This window comes from Mangrovibacter phragmitis (genome assembly GCF_040429585.1).
Classification (GTDB): domain Bacteria; phylum Pseudomonadota; class Gammaproteobacteria; order Enterobacterales; family Enterobacteriaceae; genus Mangrovibacter; species Mangrovibacter phragmitis.
Genome location: NZ_CP134782.1, coordinates 3,249,876 through 3,274,972 on the forward strand (window position 1 = coordinate 3,249,876; position 25,097 = coordinate 3,274,972).

The 25,097-nt window shown below is 53.3% G+C and carries 21 protein-coding genes and 1 pseudogene; 6 read left to right on the plus strand and 16 right to left on the minus strand.

Annotated features, from left to right (window positions below; translation table 11 throughout):
• Positions 1–55 precede the first annotated feature (55 nt).
• The 9 genes from MPHASIOC01_RS15740 to MPHASIOC01_RS15780 form a co-directional block, all read right to left on the minus strand.
• Positions 56–1,342, minus strand: coding sequence for a Zn-dependent hydrolase (locus MPHASIOC01_RS15740; RefSeq protein ID WP_353612898.1), 1,287 nt, complete (start codon positions 1,340–1,342; stop codon positions 56–58).
• Between the two features lie 39 nt (positions 1,343–1,381).
• A complete protein-coding gene (gene hydA / locus MPHASIOC01_RS15745; RefSeq protein WP_064600927.1) occupies positions 1,382–2,830 on the minus strand; it encodes a dihydropyrimidinase in 1,449 nt (482 codons plus the stop codon).
• Positions 2,831–2,854: 24 nt separating this feature from the next.
• Complete coding sequence (gene preA / locus MPHASIOC01_RS15750) at positions 2,855–4,159, minus strand: NAD-dependent dihydropyrimidine dehydrogenase subunit PreA (protein WP_353612899.1); 1,305 nt, start codon at positions 4,157–4,159, stop codon at positions 2,855–2,857.
• Complete coding sequence (locus tag MPHASIOC01_RS15755; protein ID WP_353612900.1) at positions 4,152–5,552, minus strand: NAD(P)-dependent oxidoreductase; 1,401 nt, start codon at positions 5,550–5,552, stop codon at positions 4,152–4,154. The genes preA and MPHASIOC01_RS15755 overlap by 8 nt, the downstream gene beginning before the upstream one ends.
• Before the next feature lie 332 nt (positions 5,553–5,884).
• Entirely contained in the window at positions 5,885–6,532 is a 648-nt protein-coding gene (locus MPHASIOC01_RS15760) for a TetR/AcrR family transcriptional regulator (RefSeq protein WP_353612901.1), read from the minus strand.
• Positions 6,533–6,587: 55 nt separating this feature from the next.
• Positions 6,588–7,604 carry an ABC transporter substrate-binding protein gene (locus MPHASIOC01_RS15765; protein ID WP_064600933.1) on the minus strand — a complete coding sequence of 339 codons (1,017 nt, stop codon included), beginning with the start codon at positions 7,602–7,604 and terminating at the stop codon, positions 6,588–6,590.
• Positions 7,605–7,736: 132 nt separating this feature from the next.
• The gene (locus tag MPHASIOC01_RS15770; protein WP_353612902.1) at positions 7,737–8,804 is read right to left on the minus strand and encodes an ABC transporter permease; all 1,068 of its coding nucleotides are present in this window, start codon (positions 8,802–8,804) and stop codon (positions 7,737–7,739) included.
• On the minus strand, positions 8,804–9,700 hold the full coding sequence (locus MPHASIOC01_RS15775; RefSeq protein WP_353612903.1) for an ABC transporter permease: 897 nt from the start codon (positions 9,698–9,700) through the stop codon (positions 8,804–8,806). Before MPHASIOC01_RS15775 ends, MPHASIOC01_RS15770 begins: the two co-directional genes overlap by 1 nt.
• Positions 9,690–10,523 carry an ABC transporter ATP-binding protein gene (locus tag MPHASIOC01_RS15780; RefSeq protein WP_064600936.1) on the minus strand — a complete coding sequence of 278 codons (834 nt, stop codon included), beginning with the start codon at positions 10,521–10,523 and terminating at the stop codon, positions 9,690–9,692. The genes MPHASIOC01_RS15775 and MPHASIOC01_RS15780 overlap by 11 nt, the downstream gene beginning before the upstream one ends.
• A 438-nt stretch (positions 10,524–10,961) precedes the next feature.
• Between MPHASIOC01_RS15780 and dapF the strand changes: the two genes are divergently transcribed.
• The 3 genes from dapF (at position 10,962) to MPHASIOC01_RS15795 (ending at position 14,905) form a co-directional block, all read left to right on the plus strand.
• A complete protein-coding gene (dapF, locus tag MPHASIOC01_RS15785; RefSeq protein ID WP_353612904.1) occupies positions 10,962–11,846 on the plus strand; it encodes a diaminopimelate epimerase in 885 nt (294 codons plus the stop codon).
• A 168-nt stretch (positions 11,847–12,014) separates the two neighbouring features.
• Positions 12,015–13,613 carry a methyl-accepting chemotaxis protein gene (locus MPHASIOC01_RS15790; protein ID WP_064600940.1) on the plus strand — a complete coding sequence of 533 codons (1,599 nt, stop codon included), beginning with the start codon at positions 12,015–12,017 and terminating at the stop codon, positions 13,611–13,613.
• The gene (locus MPHASIOC01_RS15795; RefSeq protein WP_353612905.1) at positions 13,613–14,905 is read left to right on the plus strand and encodes a sugar ABC transporter substrate-binding protein; all 1,293 of its coding nucleotides are present in this window, start codon (positions 13,613–13,615) and stop codon (positions 14,903–14,905) included. The genes MPHASIOC01_RS15790 and MPHASIOC01_RS15795 overlap by 1 nt, the downstream gene beginning before the upstream one ends.
• A 68-nt stretch (positions 14,906–14,973) precedes the next feature.
• On the opposite strand, the pseudogene MPHASIOC01_RS15800 reads toward MPHASIOC01_RS15795, so the two are convergent.
• Both MPHASIOC01_RS15800 and MPHASIOC01_RS15805 read right to left on the minus strand, forming a co-directional pair.
• Positions 14,974–15,258 (minus strand): annotated as a pseudogene (locus MPHASIOC01_RS15800) (DNA polymerase beta superfamily protein); the annotation flags it as partial.
• Between the two features lie 31 nt (positions 15,259–15,289).
• On the minus strand, positions 15,290–16,105 hold the full coding sequence (locus MPHASIOC01_RS15805; protein ID WP_353612906.1) for an NAD(P)H-dependent oxidoreductase: 816 nt from the start codon (positions 16,103–16,105) through the stop codon (positions 15,290–15,292).
• Positions 16,106–16,160: 55 nt separating this feature from the next.
• On the opposite strand from MPHASIOC01_RS15805, the gene MPHASIOC01_RS15810 reads away from it, so the two are divergent.
• A complete protein-coding gene (locus MPHASIOC01_RS15810) occupies positions 16,161–17,057 on the plus strand; it encodes a LysR family transcriptional regulator (RefSeq protein ID WP_064600946.1) in 897 nt (298 codons plus the stop codon).
• Between the two features lie 56 nt (positions 17,058–17,113).
• Here MPHASIOC01_RS15810 and MPHASIOC01_RS15815 read toward each other — a convergent pair whose 3' ends face one another.
• From MPHASIOC01_RS15815 to budA, 3 genes are read right to left on the minus strand one after another with little or no spacing between them, the layout of a single operon-like run.
• Positions 17,114–17,884: a (S)-acetoin forming diacetyl reductase gene (locus tag MPHASIOC01_RS15815; RefSeq protein ID WP_064600948.1), complete on the minus strand. Its 771-nt coding sequence runs from the start codon at positions 17,882–17,884 to the stop codon at positions 17,114–17,116.
• Positions 17,885–17,904: 20 nt separating this feature from the next.
• Positions 17,905–19,539 carry an acetolactate synthase AlsS gene (gene alsS, locus MPHASIOC01_RS15820; protein WP_231889229.1) on the minus strand — a complete coding sequence of 545 codons (1,635 nt, stop codon included), beginning with the start codon at positions 19,537–19,539 and terminating at the stop codon, positions 17,905–17,907.
• Positions 19,540–19,597: 58 nt separating this feature from the next.
• Positions 19,598–20,377, minus strand: coding sequence for an acetolactate decarboxylase (budA, locus tag MPHASIOC01_RS15825; protein WP_064601034.1), 780 nt, complete (start codon positions 20,375–20,377; stop codon positions 19,598–19,600).
• A 105-nt stretch (positions 20,378–20,482) separates the two neighbouring features.
• On the opposite strand from budA, the gene MPHASIOC01_RS15830 reads away from it, so the two are divergent.
• Positions 20,483–21,364, plus strand: a complete 882-nt coding sequence (locus MPHASIOC01_RS15830; protein ID WP_064600952.1) for a LysR family transcriptional regulator — start codon at positions 20,483–20,485, stop codon at positions 21,362–21,364.
• Between the two features lie 126 nt (positions 21,365–21,490).
• A complete protein-coding gene (locus MPHASIOC01_RS15835) occupies positions 21,491–21,787 on the plus strand; it encodes a hypothetical protein (RefSeq protein ID WP_064600954.1) in 297 nt (98 codons plus the stop codon).
• 384 nt (positions 21,788–22,171) lie between these two features.
• Here MPHASIOC01_RS15835 and lpdA read toward each other — a convergent pair whose 3' ends face one another.
• Both lpdA and MPHASIOC01_RS15845 read right to left on the minus strand, forming a co-directional pair.
• The gene (gene lpdA / locus MPHASIOC01_RS15840; RefSeq protein WP_353612907.1) at positions 22,172–23,569 is read right to left on the minus strand and encodes a dihydrolipoyl dehydrogenase; all 1,398 of its coding nucleotides are present in this window, start codon (positions 23,567–23,569) and stop codon (positions 22,172–22,174) included.
• Positions 23,559–25,094: a 2-oxo acid dehydrogenase subunit E2 gene (locus MPHASIOC01_RS15845; RefSeq protein ID WP_353612908.1), complete on the minus strand. Its 1,536-nt coding sequence runs from the start codon at positions 25,092–25,094 to the stop codon at positions 23,559–23,561. Before MPHASIOC01_RS15845 ends, lpdA begins: the two co-directional genes overlap by 11 nt.
• Between the last annotated feature and the right edge of the window lie 3 nt (positions 25,095–25,097).

Sequence of the window (25,097 nt, forward strand, 5' to 3'; positions counted from 1 at the left end):
ACAACGGGGATAACCCCCCGTTAATCCCGAAGATATAATCAGAATCCTGTAGCACTCAATTCCGGCTGACCACCTGCGCTTTTTCCAGCATGGCATGCAACAGCACATTGCCACCTTTTTCGACCTGTTCCGGCGAGGAATACTCAATTTCGTTATGGCTGATACCGTCTTTGCAGGGGATAAAAATCATCCCGGTGGGGGCGAGCATGCTCATATATACCGCATCGTGCCCGGCACCAGAGACAATATCCATATGGGAATAGCCCAACTGCTGAGCGGCACGGCGCACGGCATCTTTGCAGGCCGGATCGAAAGGCGCCGCCGGGTAGTGAGACACCTGCTCCAGCTTAACGCTCAGGCCACTTTCCTGTTCCACTTTAGCAATAAAGGCTTTCAGGGCGGCATCCATGTTATCGACATCGGCATCGGTCATGTTGCGGAAATCAATGGAAAACTTCACGCTGCCTGGCACCACGTTGCGGCTGTTGGGGTACACCTGCACCATACCCACTGTTCCCCGCCCATGGGGCGCAAACTGCCCGGCAATGGCGATCACTTCCTGCATAATCTGGGTGGAGACCTGGAGTGCATCCTGGCGCATAGCCATCGGAGTTGGCCCGGCATGGGATTCCATCCCGGTTACAGTACAGTCATACCAGCGGATCCCCAGCACGGCCTGCACCACACCAATAGAAATATCCTGGTCTTCCAGAATCGGCCCCTGCTCAATGTGAGCTTCAAAATAAGCACCAATCGGGTGTTGCCCGGGAACTGCCGGCCCGGCATAACCAATTTTATGCAGCTCATCTTTTACGGTTTTTCCTGCGGTATCAGTAGCGGCATAGGCCTGCTCCAGAGTGAAAATACCGGCAAACACCCCGGAGCCCATCATCACCGGAACAAAGCGTGAACCTTCTTCGTTGGTCCAGAACACCATTTCTACGGGTGCTTCAGTTTCAATACCGTAGTCATTCAGAGTGCGAATCACTTCCAGGGCGGAAAGCACACCGAAGTTACCGTCGAATTTGCCGCCGGTGGGCTGGGTATCGATATGGCTGCCCGCGACAACAGGTGGCAGGCTGTTATCGCGCCCGGCACGGCGCATAAACACATTACCAATCTGGTCCACTTCTACAGATAACCCGGCTTCTTTGGCCCAGGACACCACCAGGTCGCGGCCCTGGCGGTCGAGATCCGTCAGTGTCAGGCGGCATACACCGCCTTTCGGCGTGGCACCAATTTCAGCCAGGCGCATCAGTGAATCCCACAAGCGTTGGCCATTAATGCGCAGGCTCTGGATATCTGCCGTTTTTTTCGTTGCGGATAATACTTCACTTGTCATGACTTTCTCCTTCCTTCATTGAATTCGAATAACAGGGTATTAACGCGCTACTGCCTGTGGTGCCCGCTGGCGCTCCCAGGCTGCTGCCGCACTGAAATCCGGCCCAAATGCCGGGCGTTTGATATAGCGCCCGGCACCTTCGCGGGCACGTAACTCACCATCAGCCCAAACCACAACCCCCTGGCTGAGGGTAAACACCGGAACGCCGGTGACGGTCCGGCCTTCAAACACATTGAAATCATTACGGGAGTGATGGGTGGCGGCAGATAACGTTTTGCTGCCTGCCGGGTCCCACAACACCAGGTCTGCATCCGCACCCGGCGCAACACAGCCTTTACGCGGGTACAGGTTAAACAAGCGGGCGGTGTTGGCAGAGGTGATTGCCACAAACTCACTGGGCGTCAGCCGGCCACTGTTGACACCGGCATCCCAAATGACTGCCATACGCTCTTCCACCCCGCCGCACCCGTTGGGAATTTTGGTGAAACTGTCGCTGCCCATGGCTTTCTGGCTGGCGCAGAACGTGCAGTGATCTGTCGCAGTGGTATGTAACTGGCCGGATTGCAGCCCGTGCCATAACGCACTTTGGTGGGATTTATCACGAAATGGCGGGCTCATCACATGGGCGGCGGCAACGGTGAAATCGGGGTGGCGATACACGCTGTCATCAATAACCAGGTGCCCGGCAAGCACCTCGCCATACACCCGCTGGCCACGGTTGCGGGCACGGGCAATGGCTTCGGCAGATTCACGGCAGGAAACGTGCACCACATAAATAGGTACGCCCATAATGCTGGCAACAGTAATTGCCCGGTTGGCGGCTTCGCCTTCCACTTCTGGCGGGCGCGATAACGGGTGGGCTTCAGGGCCAGTAATCCCCTGCTTCAGCATTTCTTGTTGCAGGAGATACACCATTTCACCGTTTTCAGCATGGACGGTGGGCATTGCGCCCAGCTCCAGGCAACGGCGGAAGCTGTTCATCAGGGTTTCGTCATCACACATAATGGCGTTCTTATAGGCCATAAAGTGTTTAAAGCTGTTCACCCCTTCTTCACGCACCAGCGTGCCCATATCCCGGCGAACACTCTCATCCCACCAGGTTATCGCCACATGGAAGCTGTAGTCAGATGCGGCTTTTTCTGCCCAGCCGCGCCACTGATGGTAAGCTTCCATCAAGGGCTGCTGCGGGTTTGGTATCACAAAATCAATAATGGTTGTGGTGCCTCCCGCCAGAGCCGCCGAAGTCCCACTGTAGAAATCATCTACCGTGGTGGTGCCCATAAACGGGAAATTCATATGTGTATGTGGGTCTATGCCACCGGGCATCACGTACAACCCACCGGCATCCAGCGTTTCAGTGCCCGCCGGAATATCCCACTGAGCGGCATCACCCACGGCAACAATCTTCCCGCCCGCACACAGCACATCGGCGCGTTGCTGGTAATCGGCATTCACCACCGTACCGCCTTTAATCAACACATTACCCATTGTTTTCTCCTTTCTGTTCAGGGTTCAGGCGGTGGTTGCCATCGGGTTATTGGGGTGCGTTGTCCAGTTGGCATACTGGTCGGTCACCACTTTACCGGTGCGTTTATCCACTTCGCCGGGTTGCAAACTACGCAGAGAAATACAGTTTTCTACCGGGCAGACAGAAGCGCACAGGTTGCAGCCAACGCAGTCTTCTTCGCGCACTTCAAAGTGGCGTTCACCGTCTTGTAAGGTAGAGATGGCCTGGTGAGAGGTGTCTTCACACACCAGGTGGCAACGCCCGCATTTAATACACAGGCTTTGATCAATGACGGCTTTATCAACATGATTAAGGTTGAGGTAACGCCAGTCGGTAACACTGCCCAGCGCCATGCCGCGGAAATCTTCAATGGTGCGGAACCCTTTTTGATCCATGTAGTTTTCCAGGCCGCTAATCATGTCGCGCACAATCTGGAAACCATTGACCATCACGGCTGTACACACCTGAACGTTGCCACAACCGAGCGCGATAAATTCCGCCGCATCGCGCCAGGTGGAAATCCCGCCGATACCGGAAATCGGCAGCCCCTGGGTTTGCGCATCGCGGCCAATTTCCGACACCATATTCAGGGCAATGGGTTTCACCGCCGGGCCACAATAGCCGCCGTGAGAACCTTTATTGCCGGTATGGGGTGTCATCAGCATGGAATCCAGGTCAACGCCCATCACGGAGTTGATGGTGTTGATCAGTGAAACGGCATCTGCGCCACCCACCCGCGCAGCTCTGGCGGGGTAGCGGATGTCGGTGATATTTGGGGTCAGTTTGACGATAACCGGCAGGCTGCAATACTGTTTGCACCAGCGGGTGACCATCTCAATATATTCCGGCACCTGGCCTACTGCCGCGCCCATGCCCCGTTCACTCATTCCGTGCGGGCAACCAAAGTTCAGTTCAATGCCATCAGCGCCAGTCGCTTCCACCTGCGGCAAAATAGTTTTCCAGGCATCTTCTTCGCAGGGCACCATGACAGAGACCACTATCGCCCGGTCCGGCCAGCGTTTTTTCACCTGGGCAATTTCTTCCAGGTTAACCGCGAGGCTGCGGTCGGTGATAAGTTCTATATTATTCAGGCCAAGTACTTTGCGGTCTGCGCCACGCAACGTGCTGTACCGTGGGCCGCTTACGTTAACGACATGTGGGTCAAGCCCGAGGGTTTTCCACACCACGCCACCCCAGCCTGCGGCAAATGCGCGTTCCACATTCAGGGCTTTGTCGGTTGGCGGCGCAGAGGCAAGCCAGAAAGGGTTAGGACTGTGGATACCTAAAAAATTACTATGTAAATCAGCCATGAGCGTGCTCCCCGGCGAAATCAGCGTGAGATGTAGCAACAGAAAGTGCCTGTGCAATGGAACCTGCGGCGATTTTTCCCTGCCGCACCGCATCAACCGTGAGATCAAGGCCACCGAAGCAACAGTCGCCCCCGGCCCAGACGCCCGGTAACGAGGTCTGGCCCTGCTCATTAATTAAGATGCGGCCCTGTTTAAGGGTTATCGCCGTTCCTGCCGGAGCCGGGTCGTAAGCCTGGCCAATCGCTTTCAACACCCAGTCAGCAGCCAGGGTGTAGCGTTCACCAGTGTCCACCAGGCCGGTGTCACTTTGGGCCATTACACTGAATGTCACGCCAGTCACCTGGTTATTTTGCTGTTGATACGCCAGCGGTGCAGACCAGTAACGCTGCGTGACACCGTTGTCTTTGGCAAACGCCTGCTCTTTGGGTGAGGCTTTCATGGCGTCAGCCCCGCGGCGGTATACCAAAGTGACGTCACGCGCACCGAGCTTCTTCGCCTGAACGGCGGCATCAATCGCCGTCATACCGCCGCCAATCACCACCACGTTACGGCCAACAGGCAACTGGCGGAGGTCCGTGCTCTGGCGCAGGCGGGCAATAAAATCAACGGCATCCATGACGCCTGCGGGTTCTGCTGAACCCAGGCTGGCGTCGTTAACAGCCGCAAGGCCCAGGCCGAGAAAAACCGCGTCATACTCTTCACGCAGGGTATTAAGCTGCACATCCTGCCCCAGGCGGGTTTGTGGGTGAAAATGAATGCCGCCTACAGACAACAGCCATGCCACCTCTTTGCTGGCAAAATTTTCGCCCACTTTGTAACGGGCAAGGCCATATTCATTCAGCCCCCCGGCTTTGGGGCTGGCGTCAAACATATCCACGTCGTGGCCTGCAACTGCAAGTTGATGCGCAACTGTCAGGCCTGCCGGGCCTGCACCAACCACGGCCACACGCTTCCCGGTGGCGGGAGCACGAACAAACAACGGCTTGCCACCATCGGCAAAGAACTGGTCAGTGGCAAAACGCTGGAGCAATGCAATGTTCAGCGGTTTGCCATCCTGCGCGTTACGCACACATGCCTGCTGGCACAGGTTTTCTGTTGGGCAAACCCGGCTGCAAATACCGCCCAGCACATTGGCTGTAAGAATCAGTTCGGCAGCGCCACGCGTATTGTTTTGCGCCACGCGGTGAATAAAACCTGGGACATCGATATCAGCCGGGCACGCCTGGCTACAGGGTGCGTCATAGCAGTAGTGGCAACGGTCAGCTTCTGTTACAGCCTGGTGTGCTGTGAGTGGGGTTTCGCAATCGGCAAACTCACGCGCGTAATCTGCCGGGGCTAATCTGCCAGCCTGTACGCCAGCCAGATCAATACCCAAAGGCGCATGCTTATTCACAAGCCACCTCCTGCACTTGCCAAAAAATGAAACAGGGGCAGCTCGGTGGGGCAACGAACAACAACATACTGCGGGACGTCTCTGCTCATTATGCTTCTCCTGAAAGATGCAGCTCCCGAAAAGGCTGGCTGCAAATTTTTGACCAAATGGTTAAGTTTTCAGGAATACCCATGCGATTTGCATGCCATTTATTTCATCTTCCTTTAACCTTGCAGAAAATAAGGCTTAAGGTCATCAATACACTTTCAGCAACACGGAAAATTTCTTCATTTTGGTGCATTTCGCACCATTTTTGACTCTTTTAGCCACATTAATAAGCAACAGATACACTGTTACTCAAGGCCGCAAATCCGTAAAACGCAACTCAGCACATGCTGGGTTGCGCGTTCTTCGGCACCTTCACTGTGGGCATCACTCCCCAGAATTGCGGCTATCTGAATATCAAAATCGGCGTAGGTCTGGGTCATCGACCAGACAGTAAAAAAGAAGTGGGTGGTGTCAGTTGCGCGTAATTTTCCCTGCGCTATCCAGCCATCCAGCATGCGTGCTTTTTCAGCTACCATCTGGCGCAACTGATTTTGCAGTAACGGCTGCACTACCTGCGCACCCTGCAATATTTCATTGGCAAACAGTTTTGAAGCATCCGGGCGCGTAAAGCTGAAGCGGATTTTTTTGCGTACATAAGCTTCCAGCGCCGCTTTGGGGTCTGCGTCCGCCACCATGACTTCGAGTGGAGCCAGCCAGTCATGGAGAATGCGCTCCAGTACCCGCAGATAAAGGTTTTGTTTATTGCCGAAGTAATAGTGCAGGTTGGGTTTGGGGAGTTGGGCTTCATCGGCTATTTGCTGCATAGTAGCACCACGAAAGCCATAACGGGCAAACACCCGCTCAGCCGCTGGCAGGATAACCGCTTCATTGTCCTGGCGAATGCGCCCTTTCTCCGGGTTTTCCAGCATGCCACTGAGTAATACATCATTCATCAGTTAACGTACGCCTCCGAAACGCATGAAGCGCGCCCTCCCTGGCGCAAACGCATTACTGCAGTTTGGCTGCAGCATCCCATACTATGTGGGTCATAGCAGCATCGCCCGGGTCTTTCTTAATCACCGGGGTATCGCCGCCACTGTGCAACAGAACATCAATGGTGCGATGGTAGGCAGCCGGGTCAAGCCAGCCAATTTTAGGGGTGTTCGCGTTGGTTATCAGTTTGGCGACATTCTCCATCTGGCGTGTTTGCCCTTCCACAGTAGAAGCACCGGAGGCATCTTCAGCAACCACGATTTTTGCTGCTTCTTCCGGGTGCTTAACGGCATAGTTCCACCCTTCAAATGACGCTTTCAGGAATTTCGCCATTTTGCTGACAAACGCCGGATCTTTGAGGTCCGGGCCACGCACGTACAGGCCATCTTCCAGGGTTGAAACCCCTTCGTCTTCATATGGGAAATTAATCAGTTCATCTTTTTTCAGCCCGGCGTCTATTAACTGCCAGTATTCGTTGTAATTCATGGTGGAAATACAGGCAGCCTGGTCCTGTAGCAGCGGGTCAACGTTGAAGCCCTGTTTTAAGATGGTGATATCTTTACCCGGTTTCAGTCCCAGTTTGTTCATCCAGTTAAAGAAGGGGTATTCGTTGCCGCCAAACCAGACACCGAGGGTTTTGCCTTTAAAATCTGCCGGGGTTTTAATGCCACTGGCTTTTTTACAGGTCAGCATCATGCCTGAGCGGTCATACACCTGAGCAATATTCACTAATGGAACGCCAGCTTCGCGGGAAGCAAGCGCATCAGGCAACCAGTCCACAATGACATCCGCAGATTTACCGGCAATCACCTGGACTGGCGAAATATCCGTTCCGCCAGGCTTGATAGTGACATCCAGCCCTTCTTTTTGATAAAAGCCTTTCGCCTGAGCCACGTAATAACCAGCAAACTGCGCCTGCGGCACCCATTTTAACTGGAGTGTCACTTTCTCTGCGGCAAAGGTTTGAAAGGCGAGCGTCGCAGACATTGCCGCCAGCAACAATCCCCGGCGAAAAGCAGAACGTTTTATCATTGAGTAACTCCTCGGGTTAGGTATGTATATCCCCAGAATCATTCCGGCATACCGCTACCAGCCACCGGCATTAAAAAGGGAATACAAACGTGCTAAGCATCATTAATTAACGTTATTTTTCATTCACTTCGTTTACGACATACCACGCACGGTGGGATGCCAGAAATTCACCCGCCGGTCGAGGCGGACCACCAGGGCGTACATCAGCGAACCAGCAACTGAAGCCACCACAATGGCGGACCACACCACCGGCATATGCATGCGCGCAGATTCGGTAGAAATACGAAAGCCCAGCCCGGCAGTGGGTGAGCCAAAAAACTCCGCTACAATCGCGGTAATTAATGACAGCGTCGCATTCACTTTCAGGGCACTAAAAATGAATGGCATGGCTTCAGGCAGGCGCAGGGAAAGCAGGCTCTGGCGCGGCGTGGCGGCATAGCAATACATCAGTTCCTGCTCCATTTTTCCGCAGGATTTCAGGCCAGCCAGGGTACTCACCAAAGCCGGGAAAAAGGTGACCAGGGTGACAACAGCCGCTTTGGAAGGCCAGTCAAAACCAAACCACATCACCGCTATCGGCGCCACACCCACTAGTGGCACGGTACTGGTCAGGTTTGCCACTGGCAGCAATCCGCGTTGCAGGAAAGGCAGGCGGTCTGTCAACAAAGCAACCACAATCCCCAGCCCACTTCCCAGGACATAACCCGCCAGGACAGACTTGATCACCGTTTGCAGAACATCGCCCATCAGCATGCCTGAGCTGCTCACCAGCGCAGATATAATCGCCAGCGGCGCAGGCAAAATGACCTGAGGCACTGCAAACGCCGTAACCAGGATTTGCCAGAACACCAGGATCCACAGCCCTGACAGGCTGGCAACCAGGCTTGCCGGTAATGTCGTGCGGGCAAGGCGCTGTACACTGACAACCGCCAGTAATGCCACCGACGCCAGTGTTAACCCGCTGAGCGGCAACCACGCCAGCCAAACGGTACCTGCCGCCAGGGTGATGGCAAAAGCCGCCATGCGCCAGACCGGCAAGGTGGGTGAACAGGCCAGCAGCGCACTGATAATCAACACCAGGTTTATCACCACCAGCGCACCGTTCACCGGCGAGGCAACAGAGAGTTGAACCAGGGATAAAGCCAGTAACAGCAGCGCCAGCAGCAGTGAGATAACGCCCGGAATGGTTTTACTTTTCATCACGCCCCCTTACGCTTACGCATCACCAGGCGTTCAGCCAGTGTGACCATGCCGGTTAATAGCAGGCCCAGCAGCGATGCCATCACCAGTGCCGACCAGATTTGCACGGTATTGCCGTAATAAGAACTGGTCAGCAGGCGTGCTCCCAGCCCGGCCTGCGCTCCGGTGGGCAGTTCTGCCACCATGGTGCCCACCAGCCCACTGGCAATAGCGACACGAAAAGCAGGGAACAAATAAGGCAAAGCGGAAGGCAGGCGCACCATCCAGAAGATATGGATCCGGCTGGCCGCCCAGGTGTGTACCAGCTCCATCTCCATTTTCTGCGGGGAACGCAGCCCCTGCACCGTGGCTATCGTCACCGGGAAAAAGCACAAATACATGGCGATGGTGGCTTTCGGCAACATACCGGTTATCCCCATACTACCGAGAATTATCAGTACGATGGGGGCAATAGCCAGTACCGGAATGGTTTGTGAAGCCACAATCCACGGCAACAATGCTTTATCCAGGGTGTGCGAATGAACGATACACACCGCCAGCAAAATCCCCAGTACCACTCCCATAACGAAACCGGTTAATGCGGCGCTGGCCGTCACCCAGGTGTGTAATAACAGGTTACGTGGCGATGTCACCGGCCATTGAGTGAGGCTGTTCCAGATATCAGCAACAATTTGATGGGGAGCGGGCAGTAACGGGCGAGTGGCATTCAGTGAGGCGACAATCAGGTCTGCCGTGTTCCAGGAAGCCCGGTGGGACAACACCCGGTCCATGGTGCCATGGGCATTCAGCGCCACAGCCAGGGCGTACCACAGCACGACCACTGCCAGCAGTACCACACTGACAGGCAGAGTATGGAACGTTAAACGCCGCCCCCAGGTGAGTGTTCTAGTGGTCATGATGCCCCTCCACCAGCGCTTCCCTCACCGCCTGAGATAACTGCATAAATGCAGCTGTGTCGCGAATTGTAAGGTCGCGCTCAGCAGGCAGGGGGGAATCAATCACTTTAATAATGCGCCCGGGCCGTGGAGACATAATGACGATTTTGGTGGACAGGTACACTGCCTCAGAAATGGAGTGGGTCACGAACACCATCGTGCGTTGCTCGTGATACCACAGTTGCTGAAGTTGCTGGTTCAGGTTGTCGCGGGTCAGTTCATCCAGCGCGCCGAAAGGTTCATCCATCATCAATATTTTGGGTTCAAAACCTAAAGCACGGGCAATAGAAACACGCTGCTGCATACCGCCAGATAACTGCCAGGGGTACTTTTTCTCGAACCCTTTCAGCCCGACACGCGCCAGTTGCTCACGGGCAATTTCATCACACCGGCCTGGCGGCACACCCTGAATTTGTAACGGCAACATGACATTCGCCAGCACCGTGCGCCACGGGAGCAATACTGGTGCCTGGAAGACATAACCATAAGCCCCGGCCTGGCGGGCTTCAGAAGGAGACATATCGTTGACCAGCAACTCACCCGAGCTCACCTGTTCGAGATCGGCAATGGCACGCAGTAAGGTTGTTTTTCCGCAGCCAGATGGCCCAATGAAAGAGACAAACTCACCCTGGCGAATTGTCAGATTCACATCTTTAAGTGCATGTACTGGCTGGTCTGCCGCCGGGTAAATGACATTTACATCACGCACCGTAACGGCTGGCCGTGCCGTGGCAGGCTTTAAAGGCACCACGGCAGACTCTTCCTCATACATTAGCTGGCTCATTCCCCTGCTCCCCCTGTCAATTTTTGACTGGTTGGTTAAGTTTCTCTTGGTTATGCCATTTTTGTGCCAGAGTGAAAAACCGTAAGAACACAGCACGTTTGAAGCAATTGGCGGCATGATATGAACTTTTATTGACCATATGTGGTGCAAAAAACAGCAGAGTTGCTTTGTGATGGGGCAAGGAAAGTACGTGGGCGATAAAACTGCGGTCAGAGCTGATCCAAAAGTGATGAAAAACGCAGCAACTGCCATCCTATAAAAGGCTCGCAGTTGCAGTTAGTGACAGATGACCACCACCATTGTGGCAGTTGGTGGAAAAACCAGCAAAAATACCGTCATAACTATCAGAATGACTAATATCTGCAGCCCGATGCTGAACATTCTTTCTGCCAGAACAGCAACACTGGCATAACCGGCAAAAAACGGTATGGTTTGCTGATGAAAATAGTTAATGACTTTCAGGAACTCACCATGGAAAACCCGCTTACCTTCCACCGCTACCACGGCCTTGGCAACGACTACCTGGTCTGCCACCACAGTGCGGCTACGCAACTGACTAACCAGCAGATCCAGCGCGTTTGTGACCGCCATTACGGCATTGGTTCCGATGGCCTGTTGGTGGATGGCGATGACGGCGATATCCCCACATTGCGTATTATTAACCCCGATGGTTCAGAAGCCGAGAAAAGCGGGAATGGTCTCAGGATCTATGCCCGCTACCTGTTCGACTGCGGCCGCGTGGCACACACGCCTTTTAAGGTAAATACCCTGGGCGGACAGGTTTCCTGCCTGGTGGAAGAAGGGGCGCATCAGGTAGTTGTGGATATGGGCGAAGCCCGTTTTAACCCTGCCGCCCTGCCAGCATTAGTAGAAGGCACAGAAGCACTGGCATTGCCATTAATGCTGGGTGGCAAGTCCTGGCAGGCAACGCTGGTCTCTATGGGTAACCCACATTGTGTTATCCGTGTGCAAAAGCTCGACCTGGAGCAGGTCCGGCAGTTGGGTGGGCAAGTAGAAACCCTGCCATTATTCCCCCGGCGCACCAATGTGCAGTTTGTGGAAGTTGTGGACCGCAATAATATCAATATTGGTATCTGGGAACGGGGAGCCGGTTATACCCTGGCTTCCGGCAGCAGCAGCTGCGCCGCCGCCAGTGCCATGTACAAACTCGGTTTAGTGGATGAACAAGTCACCGTGCATATGCCAGGCGGGCAGCTCACCATTACCCTGAATAAAGATTTTCAGGTCAGGATGCGTGGCCCGGTACAGAAAGTGGCTACTATTCAGTTAGATAAAGACTGTTTTTTTGATATGCACGGTTAAGCTCATATTCAGCCCGGTATAAAACCGGGCTGCACTTTTTACCTCAAAAACATAAGTTACCGCACATGTTCCGACATTTCCTTCAAGTTATTCCCCGGTAAGTCGATAGCTGAAAGGCAAAAAAAGAATAATTTTCCGCCTACAACTTTTACTCACCGGGAGTTCAGAATGAAAATGACCGTTCGGGCGCGTTTAATCGGTATTATTGGTTTTCTCTGTATTTTATTAGTGATCACCTCCGTTTGGGGGATCTTTGGCCTGCACAATGCAGAACAGCGTGCAGAAAGTACTTATCGTACTGAACTGCTGCCCTTGCAATACTCTTCCCGTTTGTACCGCATGGTACAAAACCAGTCTTCTACATTATTTGAAGCGTTACGTTACTGGACCAGCGCAAGTGAAGTAGAAACCCGGCTGGCCGTTATTCAGGACGACAGCGCAAAAATTGCTGCCGCACGTAAAGCCTGGGCTGGTCTGGATACCCATAAGGATATGTCCGGACTGCGTGACAGTTTTTTTCAGGATCTCGATAGTTACCAGCAGGCACTGAGTGAGGCCGGCAGTTTGCTTAAGCAAGGTAACCCTTCCGCCGCCCTGGTGGTGATTGAAACCCGGTTGCGGGTGCACTCACTGGCGATGGCAAAGAATATTGATAGCCTCGATGCACAAATGCGCGCGCTGGCCGAGAAAACGTATCAGCAAAGTAACAGCGCCTATCTTCTGGCACGTAACAGCCTGATAGTGATGCTGGTTGTCGGTCTGCTGGCAGGCATTATCGCGGGCTGGCTACTGATTCGTTCATTGCACCAGACACTTTCCCGTGCCCGTAACCTGGCGGAATCCATCGCCAATGGTGAACTGAACCACCGTGTCACCGCCAGCACGCACGACGAACTGGGGGAACTGATGCAGTCACTCGCCACGATGGATGTGCGCTTGTCAGATATTGTGCAGGATGTCAGCAGCAGCGCGGATATTCTGCGCGATGCGGCTCGCCAGATGGCTCAGGGGAACGACGACCTTTCTGAACGCACCCATTCCCAGGCCAGTTCACTGGAAGAAACCGCCGCCAGCATGGAGCAAATGACCGCCACTGTGAAGCATAATGCGGAAAACGCTTCGCAGGCAGATGCGCTGGCAACCACCGTGCGCGAACAGGCACAACGTGGTAGCGATGTGTTAAACAGCGCCGTGAAAGCCATGCACGAAATTGAAGAAGCCAGTAACCAAATTGCCGATATCAACCGGGTGATTGATGAACTGGCCTTCCAGACTAACTTACTGGCACTGAACGCTGCGGTGGAAGCCGCAAGAGCGGGCGAACAAGGGCGCGGTTTTGCCGTGGTTGCCACCGAAGTGCGTCAGTTAGCTCAACGTTCCGCCAAAGCGGCTGCAGAAATCAAAACCCTGATAGATGCCAGCGTGAGCAAAATTAATACCGGGAGTAACCTGGTCAGCCGTTCTGGCGACATGCTGAATGAGATTAACCAGGGCGTTGAGCGGGTAGTTCATATTGTGGGTGAAATCGCGGTTGCCAGTCGGGAGCAATCGAGCGGCATTGAGCAAGTCAATGCGGCGGTAAACCTGATGGATACAGCTATTCAGCAAAATGCATCGCTGGTACAGGAAGCCAGCCATGCCAGCCAGACTGTACGCCAGCATGCTGACTTGTTGGTGGAAAAAATGGCCTTTTTCCACACACAGAATCGTGAAAAATCAGTGTCCGGCGCTGCAATGCACACCGCACTTGAATACAAGGAGGCATAATGCGTAAGTTACTGGCCTCACTTTGTTTGCTCGTCCCGGTGCTCAGTTGGGCCGACACAACGCTGAAAATCGCCACCATCAGCAATGGTGACATGACGATTATGCAGCAACTCTCCGACCAGTATGAACAGTCACACCCTGGTGTCCATTTGCAGTGGCATGTTATGGATGATGGCGCACTCAGAAAAACGATTTATTCATCAATGGAAGGCAACGGTGAACGCTTTGATGTGATTACCGTCGGCACATACGAAGCGCCATTATGGGGCGAAAAAGGCTGGCTTGCACCACTGAATAATTTACCCGACAGTTATGATGTGAATGATTTGCTGCCCCCGCTGCGCAAAGCGCTTTCGTGGCATAACACGCTGTATGCGCTACCTTTTTATGGTGAAAGCAGTATGACGTATTACCGCAAAGACTTATTTGCGGCAAAAGGGCTGAGCATGCCGGCAGAACCCACCTGGCAGGATATTCAGCATTTTGCAGCCGCGCTGACGGATAAGAGCAAAGGCATTTATGGTTTGTGCCTGCGCGGGAAACCCGGCTGGGGAGATAACGTTGCGCTGATCAACACCATCGCCAACGCCTATGGTGCCCAGTGGTTCGATGAAAGCTGGACCCCTACCATGAACACACCAGAGTGGCGGCGGGTGCTGACAGATTATGTCACGATGGTGCATGAATACGGCCCACCGGATACGGTGGATAATAGCTTTGGGCAGATCCTGCGCCTGACAGCTCAGGGGGAATGTGCCATGTGGGTGGACAGTACCGTTGCTGCCGGGCTGCTGACCAACCCGCAGATTTCAATGGTCGCCGACAAACTGGGGTTTGCTTCAGCACCACATGACATTACTCGTAATGGATCTCACTGGTTATGGGCATGGGCGCTGGCGGTACCGGCCAACAGTTCCCAGCGTGCACAGGCCATTGATTTCATCTCCTGGGCCACTTCACGTGGGTATATTCAGGAGGTTGCCAAAGTTGTCGGTTGGGGTTCTGTTCCACCGGGCAGCAGAAAATCGACCTATGCTGAAGCGGGTTACCAGGCACTGGCACCCTATGCCAAACAAGTGCTTGCCGCCATGGAAACAGCCTCGCCGGAAACGCCGACACTGAACCCGGTCCCCTACCAGGGGATTCAGTATGTCAGTATTCCCGGTTTCGACCAGATGGGCAGCCAGGTGGCGCAAAACATCGCTAACCTGTTAACAGGCAAACTGACGGTGGATGAAACGCTGAGCGCCAACCAGCAGGCTGTGCTGGATGTCCGTCAGAAAGTCCACTAACCACCAGGGAACAACTGCCCCATGCTCAGGCTGATGGGGCAGTTGTTTCAGTCCACGAACGGGTATTGTTACCCCATTACCGTGCGGTACAGCAGGCTGTCGAGCGCTCCTGTTTTTCCCGTCGCGCTCAGGGGCAATTTCGGTGAGATTTCCCCTCTTGCCAGTTCGTGTTCAATAAACGCGTGCAAGTGCTCCCTGCGCGGACCATACACGGCTTCCCCGGTGCGCTGTTTAATTTCCAGTAACGGGTCTATTTCTGCCAGAAGGCTGGCATCAGTAACTGTTTTTGCCAGTAATTCCCGAAACAGTACTGGTGGTTGCCCCAGCCCGGCCTCAACCCAGCGCACTGCCAGTTATCCGGCACACTGGTGTTTTCACCAAGGGTTACCTGCCAGCAATGTGCGCCCTCATGCCAGACAGCCCCGGAGATACATGGTCTGCCAGTACGTGGCTATCCGGGTAGTCACCACTATTTTGGCGGCGAAAGGCTATTGGCTCCTCAACAAACATTGCGTTCAAACGTTGCCGCCACCTGGCCTCTGCCTGTGCCATAGCATCCGTATCAATACGCCCACTGCCATATACTGCAAACGTGGGTAATACTTCCATGCCGGTGTAGAACAACGTACCGTGTGTGACCGGGAACAGAAGTTGCTCTAAAGGACCATTAATCCCGCGCGGGGAATAATCCTGCTCTGGCCCACCCACACTGACCGCCAGCAGTGCCCGTTTGCCTGCAAAAGCGCCTTCTCCGTAGCGGTGCGCATTGCCTTTGCCCTGGTAGCCATACGCCAGGCCGTAAGCCCAGACGCGCTCTATCCAGCCTTTCATGATTGCCGGCATACCAAACCACCAAAGAGGAAACAGCATAATCACGGCATCCGCTGCGAGGACTTTTCGTTGTTCTTCGCTGACATCCGGTGTCTGGCAACCATGGTGAAAAGCATGCCGGGACTCGTCAATAAATGACAAACGCGCCGGGTTTACACGCTCAGGAAAATCATCACCATCAAATACCGCTTTCCACTCCATACCGTAGAGATCGGATTGCTCAACCTGGTGTCCCTGCCCCGTGAATACCTCAACGGCAATATCCACCAGATGGCGTGTCACAGACGTATGTTCTGGTTGCGCATAAACAAGAAGAATATTCATCATCAATACCTTATTAGTCAGTGGAGAATGCGTCAGTGGCAACACGTTAGTCTTCCATCAGGTATAGTTGAAATGAATCTCCTATATTCCAGGTATAGCCATGAGTAATTCCTTAAGACGTCTCGACCTGAATCTGTTAATCACGCTTGATGCGCTGTTGACTGAACATAATGTCACCCGGGCTGCGGAACGCCTGCACCTTTCGCAACCAACTGTCAGTGTGCAACTTTCCCGTTTGCGGGACTATTTTGGCGACCCATTATTACTACCGGGTGCACGGGGGATGCGGCCTACGGCCAGAGCAGATGAACTGCGCGAACCACTCAGGCAGGCATTGTCATTTCTTGAACAGGCTGTGGCACCACAAGGGGATTTCTTTCCTCAACAATCGAGCCAGACCTGGCGGATTTCCGCTTTCGATTATGGTGAGTACACTATTTTGCTTCCCATGCTTGAATCGTTACGAACACAAGCACCAGCAACCCGCTTATCTGTAGTGCAAAGTTCACCTTCACAAGTTCTGAGGAAAGCAGAACAAGGTGACATTGACCTGGCATTGATGAGTGCAGCAGAAGCACCACTGGATTTACACCGGCGCACACTCTTCACCGAGCACTATGTTTTGGCAGGCAGAGTTGGCCATCCCCACTTAAAGCCAGGCCTGACACTGGAACAGTTTTGCCAACTTGACCATGCGATGGTTTCCCCGGATGGCGGCGGGTTTCGCGGTATAACAGATACGTTTTTGATGGAGCAAGGGATTACACGTAAGGTATCGCTGTCGGTCCCTCATTTTCTTTTCCTTTGTGCGGTTTTGGCCAATACAGATATGGTGGCGATGGTGCCCTGGAGGCTGGTGCGGGAAAATATTGCGCTTCAGGTTATTCCACTGCCTTTTGAGGTGCCGGGCTTCGAGATGCTTATGCTTTGGCCCGAACGGGTTCACCGTGACCCTGCACATAAGTGGTTACGTGAACATATTGCAAACCAGATATAAAAAGCCCCTGCTATATATAGCAGGGGAAAATCCACGTCAGAGTTTATAGTAAGTAATTAGTTAAACACCATTCCACCATCAATCAGCAATGATTGCCCGGTCATATAGTCCGAGTCAGGCCCGGCAAGGTAAGCAACACAAGCAGCCACGTCTTCCGGTTCAGATAGCCTGCCAAGCGTGATGCGTTTGGCAAAAGTTTCAGTACCGTATCCCAGTGGTTTACCTGCCGCTTCGGATACTTGTCGGTCAATTTCATCCCACATGGGTGTTTTCACGATCCCCGGGCAATAGGCATTAACAGTAATCCCCAGCGGAGCCAGGTCCCGTGCGGCAGTCTGAGTGAGGCCGCGTACCGCAAACTTACTTGAACTGTATACCGCCAGTTCGGGGTTGCCGGTGTGCCCTGCCTGTGAGCAGGCATTAATTATCTTACCGCCGTGGCCTTCTTTGCGGAAAGCCTCGATAGCAGCCTGTATCCCCCAGATAACACCTTTCACATTGATGTTGTATACCTTATCTACTATTTCAGGGGTGATAGATTCTATCGGCGTGGAAGGGGCAATCCCGGCATTGTTGACGATAACGTCAAATCCCCCCAATGTTTTACGCGCTGACTCTACCGCTGCGAAAACCTGTTCACGGCAAGATACATCCACTTTCACGGCAATAGCGCGACCACCTGAATGCGTTATCTCGTCTGCTACGGTTTTCGCCGTTGCTTCGTTATAGTCGGCAATAGCCACAGCGAAACCCTCTTTTACCAGGCGTAGCGCAATGGCTTTACCGATCCCCTGGCCTGAACCTGTTACAAGAGCAACTTTTTGCATCATTTTGTCCTTTTATTAACTCACAGAATCTGGCTGAGATGGAGCTGCCCCATCAACAGCGGGTTGTCGCTATAGTCAACCGGAATGGCCACTACAGCCGGGCCGTCTACATCCATTGCTTCATGCAATGTCGCTTCCAGCGAATCAGCGCTTTCCACAGCAAACCCTTTTGCACCAAATGCATCGGCATAGGCTTTGAAATCGACGGGGCCGAATTCAACACCGGAAGTACGCTGGTATTTTTTTTCTTCCTGAATCGCCACCATGTTGTAGCCGTTATCCACCCACACGATATGCAGAATGTTAGCGTGCAGACGCACCGCGGTTTCCAGCTCCATGCTCGACTGCAGGAATCCCCCGTCACCCGAAACAGAAACCACTTTGCGCCCCGGGTTCACAATCCAGGCACCAATTGCCCACGGCAGAGCTACCCCCATCGTCTGTTGACCATTGGAAATCATTATCTGACGGGCACGGAAGCTGTAGAGATAGCGGGCAATCCAGATATGAAAACTGCCCATGTCGACCGTCAGCGTCACGTCATTGTTCACGATATCCTGTATCGCCCGGACAATACGCAATGGGTGCAAAGCAAACTGGGTGAGTGACGCGCCTCGGCGGTCGAGAAGATCCCGCTGACGCTGACGGTCGACAAGAATTTCTGTAGCGCGTGGGCTCAGTTCATACAAACGGGAAATACGACCAGCCAGGCGCTCCAGCGTTGCTGCGATATCCCCTATCAGTTCAAAATCCGGGGTGTAATAGCGCTCTTCATAGGCGGGAAGCACATCAATATGTACCAGTGTGGCATCGCCGCTATTCCACATTGCGGGTTCGTATTCAACCGGGTTATAGCCAATACAAATAACCAGATCAGCCAGATGTAACAAACGGTCACCCGCCTGATTATTAAACAGGCCAACACGCCCGGCAAAACGCGTGAAATGCGCCTGATTCACGGCACCGGCCGCCTGATAGGTACTGGTGACCGGAATACGACTTTTCTCCAGCAAATGATGTAGCGCTGCACTGTTGGCTGTCTGGCTGGCCATCAGCCCCAATAAAATAACCGGGTTCTTCGCCTGATTGATGCGGGCCGCAACCTCGTTAATTGCCACATCAGGTGCCGGTCCCATCAATGCCGAGGAGCCGGCAGGTAAAATCGCGCCCCTTGCTGGTTGGTCGACAATATCTTGTGGCAGGCTGACAAAAGCACTGCCTGGCCTGCCCTGTTCGGCGGAGCGAAAGGCATTTGATACCACTTCAGCTATTGCGTCAGAGGAAGTGACCTCCACAGCGTATTTCGTGACCGGGCTAAACATGGCAACCGTATCCATACTCTGATGAACCTGTTTCGCTTTGTCCGCACGTTTAACCGCACCACCCAGAGCGACAACCGGGTCACCTTCACTGTTTGCCGTGGCAATGCCAGTAATCAGATTTGAGCAGCCCGGCCCGGAGGTGACCAGCGCCACACCGGCTTTACCTGTCAGCCGCCCTACCGCCGCAGCCATAAATGCCGCATTCGCTTCATGCCGGACCGGAATGATTTCTATTGAGGAATCGAGTAAGGAGTCAAAAACTTTGTCAATTTTTGCACCCGGAATACCGAAAACCTGTTTAACTCCCTGTTCTTCCAACTGGCCGACAATCATGTCGGCACCGTGTGCCCACTGACGTGCCTGCTTCTCACTGTTCACTGTGATTCTCCTGTTAGTTTTCGACCGAACGGATCGCTGCGTCAAGATTGCCCGGGTGAAGGTTAGCCTGTAAAAACGCACTGTCTGCAGGCAGGTCAATCATGAGTTTATGAATTTCGCCAAAAGTCAGCGTGCCATGCTCCAACTGGTAATCGAGCAGGTGCCCACCGCCCTGGCGATCATCCGTGATAAAGTGTTCGTGATACCCGGCTACGTTAATGCCCTGCATATGTTGCGGTGTGCGGAACCCCACCAGCACGCCCTGGCGCTGGTTAAAACGGAAAACGGGCTGATCATCCAGTACATCGGTCATCGCACGATAAGGCGGAGTCTGGCGTGGAACTGTACGGGTGTGCGCATGGCGGAAATGGCCATCTATTCTCAATGCGCAGAACAGGTTATCTGAAGGAATTTGCTGGTCGATAACATCATGAATATGCTGGCGGCTGACTGGGGTATCAAAAGTATGACGATACTGCGGCCGGAACCAGGTCATTACTGCGAACGGTGTTTTTTGATCCGGCATTGCAGCCCGGGCACTACCATCAGCACGTAACTGGTAAACCTGGCTACTGAAGGCAATCATCTCACCATCAAGTTCATTAAAGGTGCCAAGACCGAAGTCGCCATGGGTTAACAAGCTCGCTATAGTTGTTTCCCCTTCGTATACGCCACTCAACAAAGCGCTCATTAGCGATGTCTGATAAATGATGCTGTCAGGATGTTGCGCGGAGAATGCCCGTACAGTTTCATGAAAACTCTCCTGACAATCACATGCAGATGAATGCGAAATCATGCCCTGCCTCTTCAACTTTTTTCAGAAAGGTTAAATAAATGTTGACTCGATTCAGTTGATAATTCCAATATAGAAACCATGCTGGTTTGAGACGTTTTTGATATGGAACTTCGTTATCTGCGGTATTTTGTTGCGGTGGCGCGCGAGCAACACTTCACCAAAGCGGCTAAAGCACTGGGTATTTCACAGCCGCCACTGAGTCAGCAGATTAAGCGGCTTGAACAGGAGGTCGGCACTCCATTGTTCAGGCGACTGACCCGTGGCGTGGAACTGACTGAGGCGGGTGAGGCATTCTATGAGGATGCCTGTAAAATCCTGGCGATGAGTGATGCCGCACTGGAAAAAGCCCGAGGAATAGCCCGGGGTCTTAATGGCAGCCTTTCGATTGGTATCACCAGTTCAGATGCCTTCCATCCTCAGATTTTTAGGCTCATTCACCTGTATTTACAACAAAACCCGGGAGTTACTGTCCACCAGGTGGAGGCCAATATGTCCAGCCTGATGACGATGCTGGCAGAAGGTGAACTGGATATCGCTTTTGTGCGGCTACCCTGTGATAGCAGCAAGGATTTTGAGCTGAAAATACTCGAACGGGAACCAATGGTTGCTGCATTACATCCGACTCACCCGCTGGCAAAATGTGAATCGCTTGCCCTGGGGCAGTTGAAAGATACCCCGTTGATTTTATTCCCGCAGGAGGTCGCACCGGGTTGCTATGACCGTGTATACGGTTGCTGCGAACGGGCAGGCATTGATATGCAAAACACGCTGCAGTCCTCCCAGTTTTCATCTTCCCTTGGGATGGTCGCCACCGGTTGTGGGTTTGCGCTGGTGCCAAAATCAATGACCGCTATCACACCGCCCGGCATCACCTATCATGCTTTAACAACGCCAGAACTTTATACCGACATCGCACTCTGCTGGCGTCGTTTTGAACGATCTCACACAGTAAAGCGGTTTGTGTCGATGCTGAAGGATATATAGCGTTCAGTTCAACTGAGCCGCATATTTTCGATACAACAATGTGGTCTTTTGTGAATTTCACCGCAATAAAATCAGTATGATTAGGTCTGTTCCCCTCCCGATAATCTGAATGGCTGGATGGTTAAAATGAAACAGGTCAGGATTTACACCCTCAAAGACGCGCTGTCCGCAGAAACTTATTTTCACACGCACTGGCCAAGGCACATGGTCAGCCTTCCCACATTTGATATATATGTTAACCATGTGTACCTGGGAGCAAATAATCAGGTCATTGCGGTAGTAACTTATAAAGATGGAGCCGATATACAAGCCATAAATCAGAAGTATATGGTTAGCGCAGAGTTCAGGGCTGATATGCAGGGTTTCGACATGTCATCAATACTGAATGTGGAAGAAATCAGTATAAAAGAAGCGCTTTTCTGAAAGAATGGCACGCCTTCAGTGCGTATCCAGGTGTGGGGTGAGTCACATCATGGAGAGACCGCTCTGGTCTGGTGTTTCAGGGGCTACATCACATTCATTTACCTTGTGACTTTTAGCCCCTACTAATCTGTTTCCCTTCCCGGACGGGTTAAATGCCAGCGTCTGACATTACTGCGCAACAGAAGATGAGCCAGTTGCCGATTTCCGGCTGACGGTTGGCAGTAATTTACCATGCCAGCTTTCAGCTATGCGGGTAAGGTTGTCTGTGCCTTAGTAACATACCTGTTTATTTCATAAACTATTCATTTATTAACAGGCCTTATTGCTCTTTGGGTTATGTCACCCGTCACAACTATCAGGACTGTGTCTCTTTTACCTATTTTCCTATTGGTGCAGCGCCCTGCCACTGGCGGCAAGAATTGATTCATGCATAGCTTCGGAAAGCGTTGGATGCGCAAAGACCACCGACAGGAGACTTTCATTTGTGGCCTCTAAATGACGGGCGATGCCCAACCCCTGGATCTGTTCAGTCACCTGTGCGCCAACCATATGCGCGCCCAGAAGCTCGCCGGTTTCAGCATCAAAGATAGTCTTTACAAACCCCTCCGTCTCTCCACTGGCCAGTGCCTTTCCATTACCCTGCAAGGCGAACTTACCTATTTTGATAGCCCGCCCTCTGGCGCGTGCTGTAGCCTCTGTCAAACCCAGACTGGCAACCTGTGGCCGGGCGTAAGTACAACCGGGCACATAGTCGTGGTCAAGAGGAGCTGTGCCTTCGAGGCCAGCCAGTGTCTCAACACATATCACGCCTTCGTGGCTGGCCTTGTGCGCCAGGCATGGCGGGCCGGCTACATCACCAATAGCATAAAGACCAAATACGTTGGTGCGGCAAGCAGCATCCGTTTTGATGAAACCCCGATCCAGCCCAACTTCAAGCGCTTCCAGCCCAAGATCTTCAATATTGGGTTGTACGCCAACCGCCAAAAGCACTCGCTCAACCTCCAGGAACTGTTCGGCACTGGCGTTTTTCAAGGTGCAGCACACCCCTGTGTCGGTGACCTGCGCCTGCGTCACCAGAGTCTGGGTATGGACCTGAATGCCGCGCCTTTCGAATGATTTGCGCACCGCTGCAGACACTTCGGTGTCTTCAACTGGCAGGATCTGTGGAGCCTGCTCGACCAGCGTTACTTTGCAGCCAAGATCGTTATAAAGGCTGGCGAATTCGACGCCAATGGCCCCTGAACCAATGACTAACAGAGATTTCGGCAATCGCTCAGGCTGCAACGCTTCGAAATAGGTCCAGATATACTCACCATCGGGCGTTATGCCTGGTAACGCCCGTGGCCGGGCACCAGTTGCCAGGATAACATGATCAGCCCGGTACTCATGCTTTTCCCCTCTGGCATCAGATACGGTTACCTGTCCCTTGCCACACAGCCGGGCAGTGCCATCAATGACCCTGACACCATTTTTCTTCAACAGATACTCGACTCCACCAGTCAGCTGTTGCGACACTGTACGGCTAAACTGCACCAGTTTCTGCAGATTGAAACTCACCTCCCCGACACTAAAACCCAGTTGGTTGGCATGTGCAATACTGTGCGCCACCTCAGCACCGTGCAACAGTGCCTTGGTTGGGATGCATCCCCAGTTCAGGCAGATGCCTCCCAGATGTTGCTTTTCCACTAATGCGGTACGAAGCCCCAGTTGACCGGCACGAATGGCCGCCACGTATCCCCCAGGCCCACCCCCGATGATCAGTACATCATATTTATCGTGCATAACTCGCCTCCTGGATAAACAGCAGTGTCGGTGTTTCAACCAGACGCTTGAGTTCCCGCAAGAAAGCCGCGCCAGGCGCCCCATCGATAACCCTGTGATCGCAGGACAGCGAAACAGTCAGTTGATGGCGCGCGACTATTTGTCCATCACGTACGACTGCCCGGGCCTCACAGGTACCAATTGCGAGGATCGCGCTTTGCGGTGGATTTATGATGGCGTCAAACTGCCGTACTCCGAGCATGCCCAGGTTGGACAAGCTAAAGGTTCCCCCCTGGAATTCTTCAGGCTTGAGCGTGCCCGCCCTGGCTTTGGTCACCAGAGAGTGAATTTCGTTCGATATGTCGCTTACCGTTCTCCGGTTCGCCGAGCGAACAATAGGCGTAATTAATCCATCAGGCAGCGCAACAGCCACCGAAATATCGGCATCGACAAAACGGTGGATACTCTGGGTAACTTCGTCAAACTGTACGTTGACATCCGGTACGGCAACCAGTGCCAGGCCACAGGCCTTAACCAGCAGATCATTAACCGAAATCTTGACGCCGGGAACTTCACTGTTAATTTCCTTACGCAACGCTAACAGTCGTTCCAGGTCAAGATCGGCAGTCAAACGAAAATGGGGAGAATGTTGCTTGGACATTTGCAAGCGGGATGCGATAGCCCGCCGCATACCTGACAGGGGGATGTTCTCAAAGGTTGCAGGCACACTTTCCTGAGCAGGCCCGGTCTGCGGCTGCCCGTCAAGTAGCGCCGCCGCGGCCAGCACATCATCACGACTGACCCGGCCATGTGAACCGCTGCTTCGGCAGTCGTGTAAATTGATACCCAGTTTGTTGGCAAGACGGCGCGCCAGCGGAGTTGCTGATACCTGGCTGTCATCGGCATGCGAGCGTGGTGTTTTGCTGCGTCGAACAGGTATCTGCGGAGGGGCTATGCGGCCGCCAGCTGCAACTATCGCCCTTTCCAGGTCTGCCACAGAGACACGGTCATCACGCCCGCTCCCACGGACCTTTTTCAGGTCGACCCCCAGGCGAGCAGACAGACGTAGCGCATGGGGAGTTGCATTAACCAGAGTCACATCCGTTATACCTTGCAGACTTGCTGGGACTTCAGTCTGCCCAATGGGCGGCACAGGTTTGTTGGATGGGGTCGATGCAACATCAGGTAGGTTACCCACTGCTTGCGCAACCACATCCGGCCCGGTGGCCTCCGTGGCAGGAGTTACTGATTTCACCGTAGCCAGACCGGCAACATATTCATCCAGTTCGGCATCGCTGACCGAAGTGTCAGCGACCAGCGCCAGAACGGCTCCTACCTGGAGGGTATCACCCTGTTGGGCTATTATCCGACGCAGCGTACCGGCGAAAGGCGCCTCCAGCACATTAACGATTTTGCTGGTTTCAATCTCGCAGATTTCCTGCCCTTTGGTAAAGCTGTCACCTTCCTGGATGGCCCACCGGGCGAGCAAACCTTCCTCCATTGACAGCCCCCACTTTGGCATTTCAAGTGTCTTGATTTCGCTCATAGA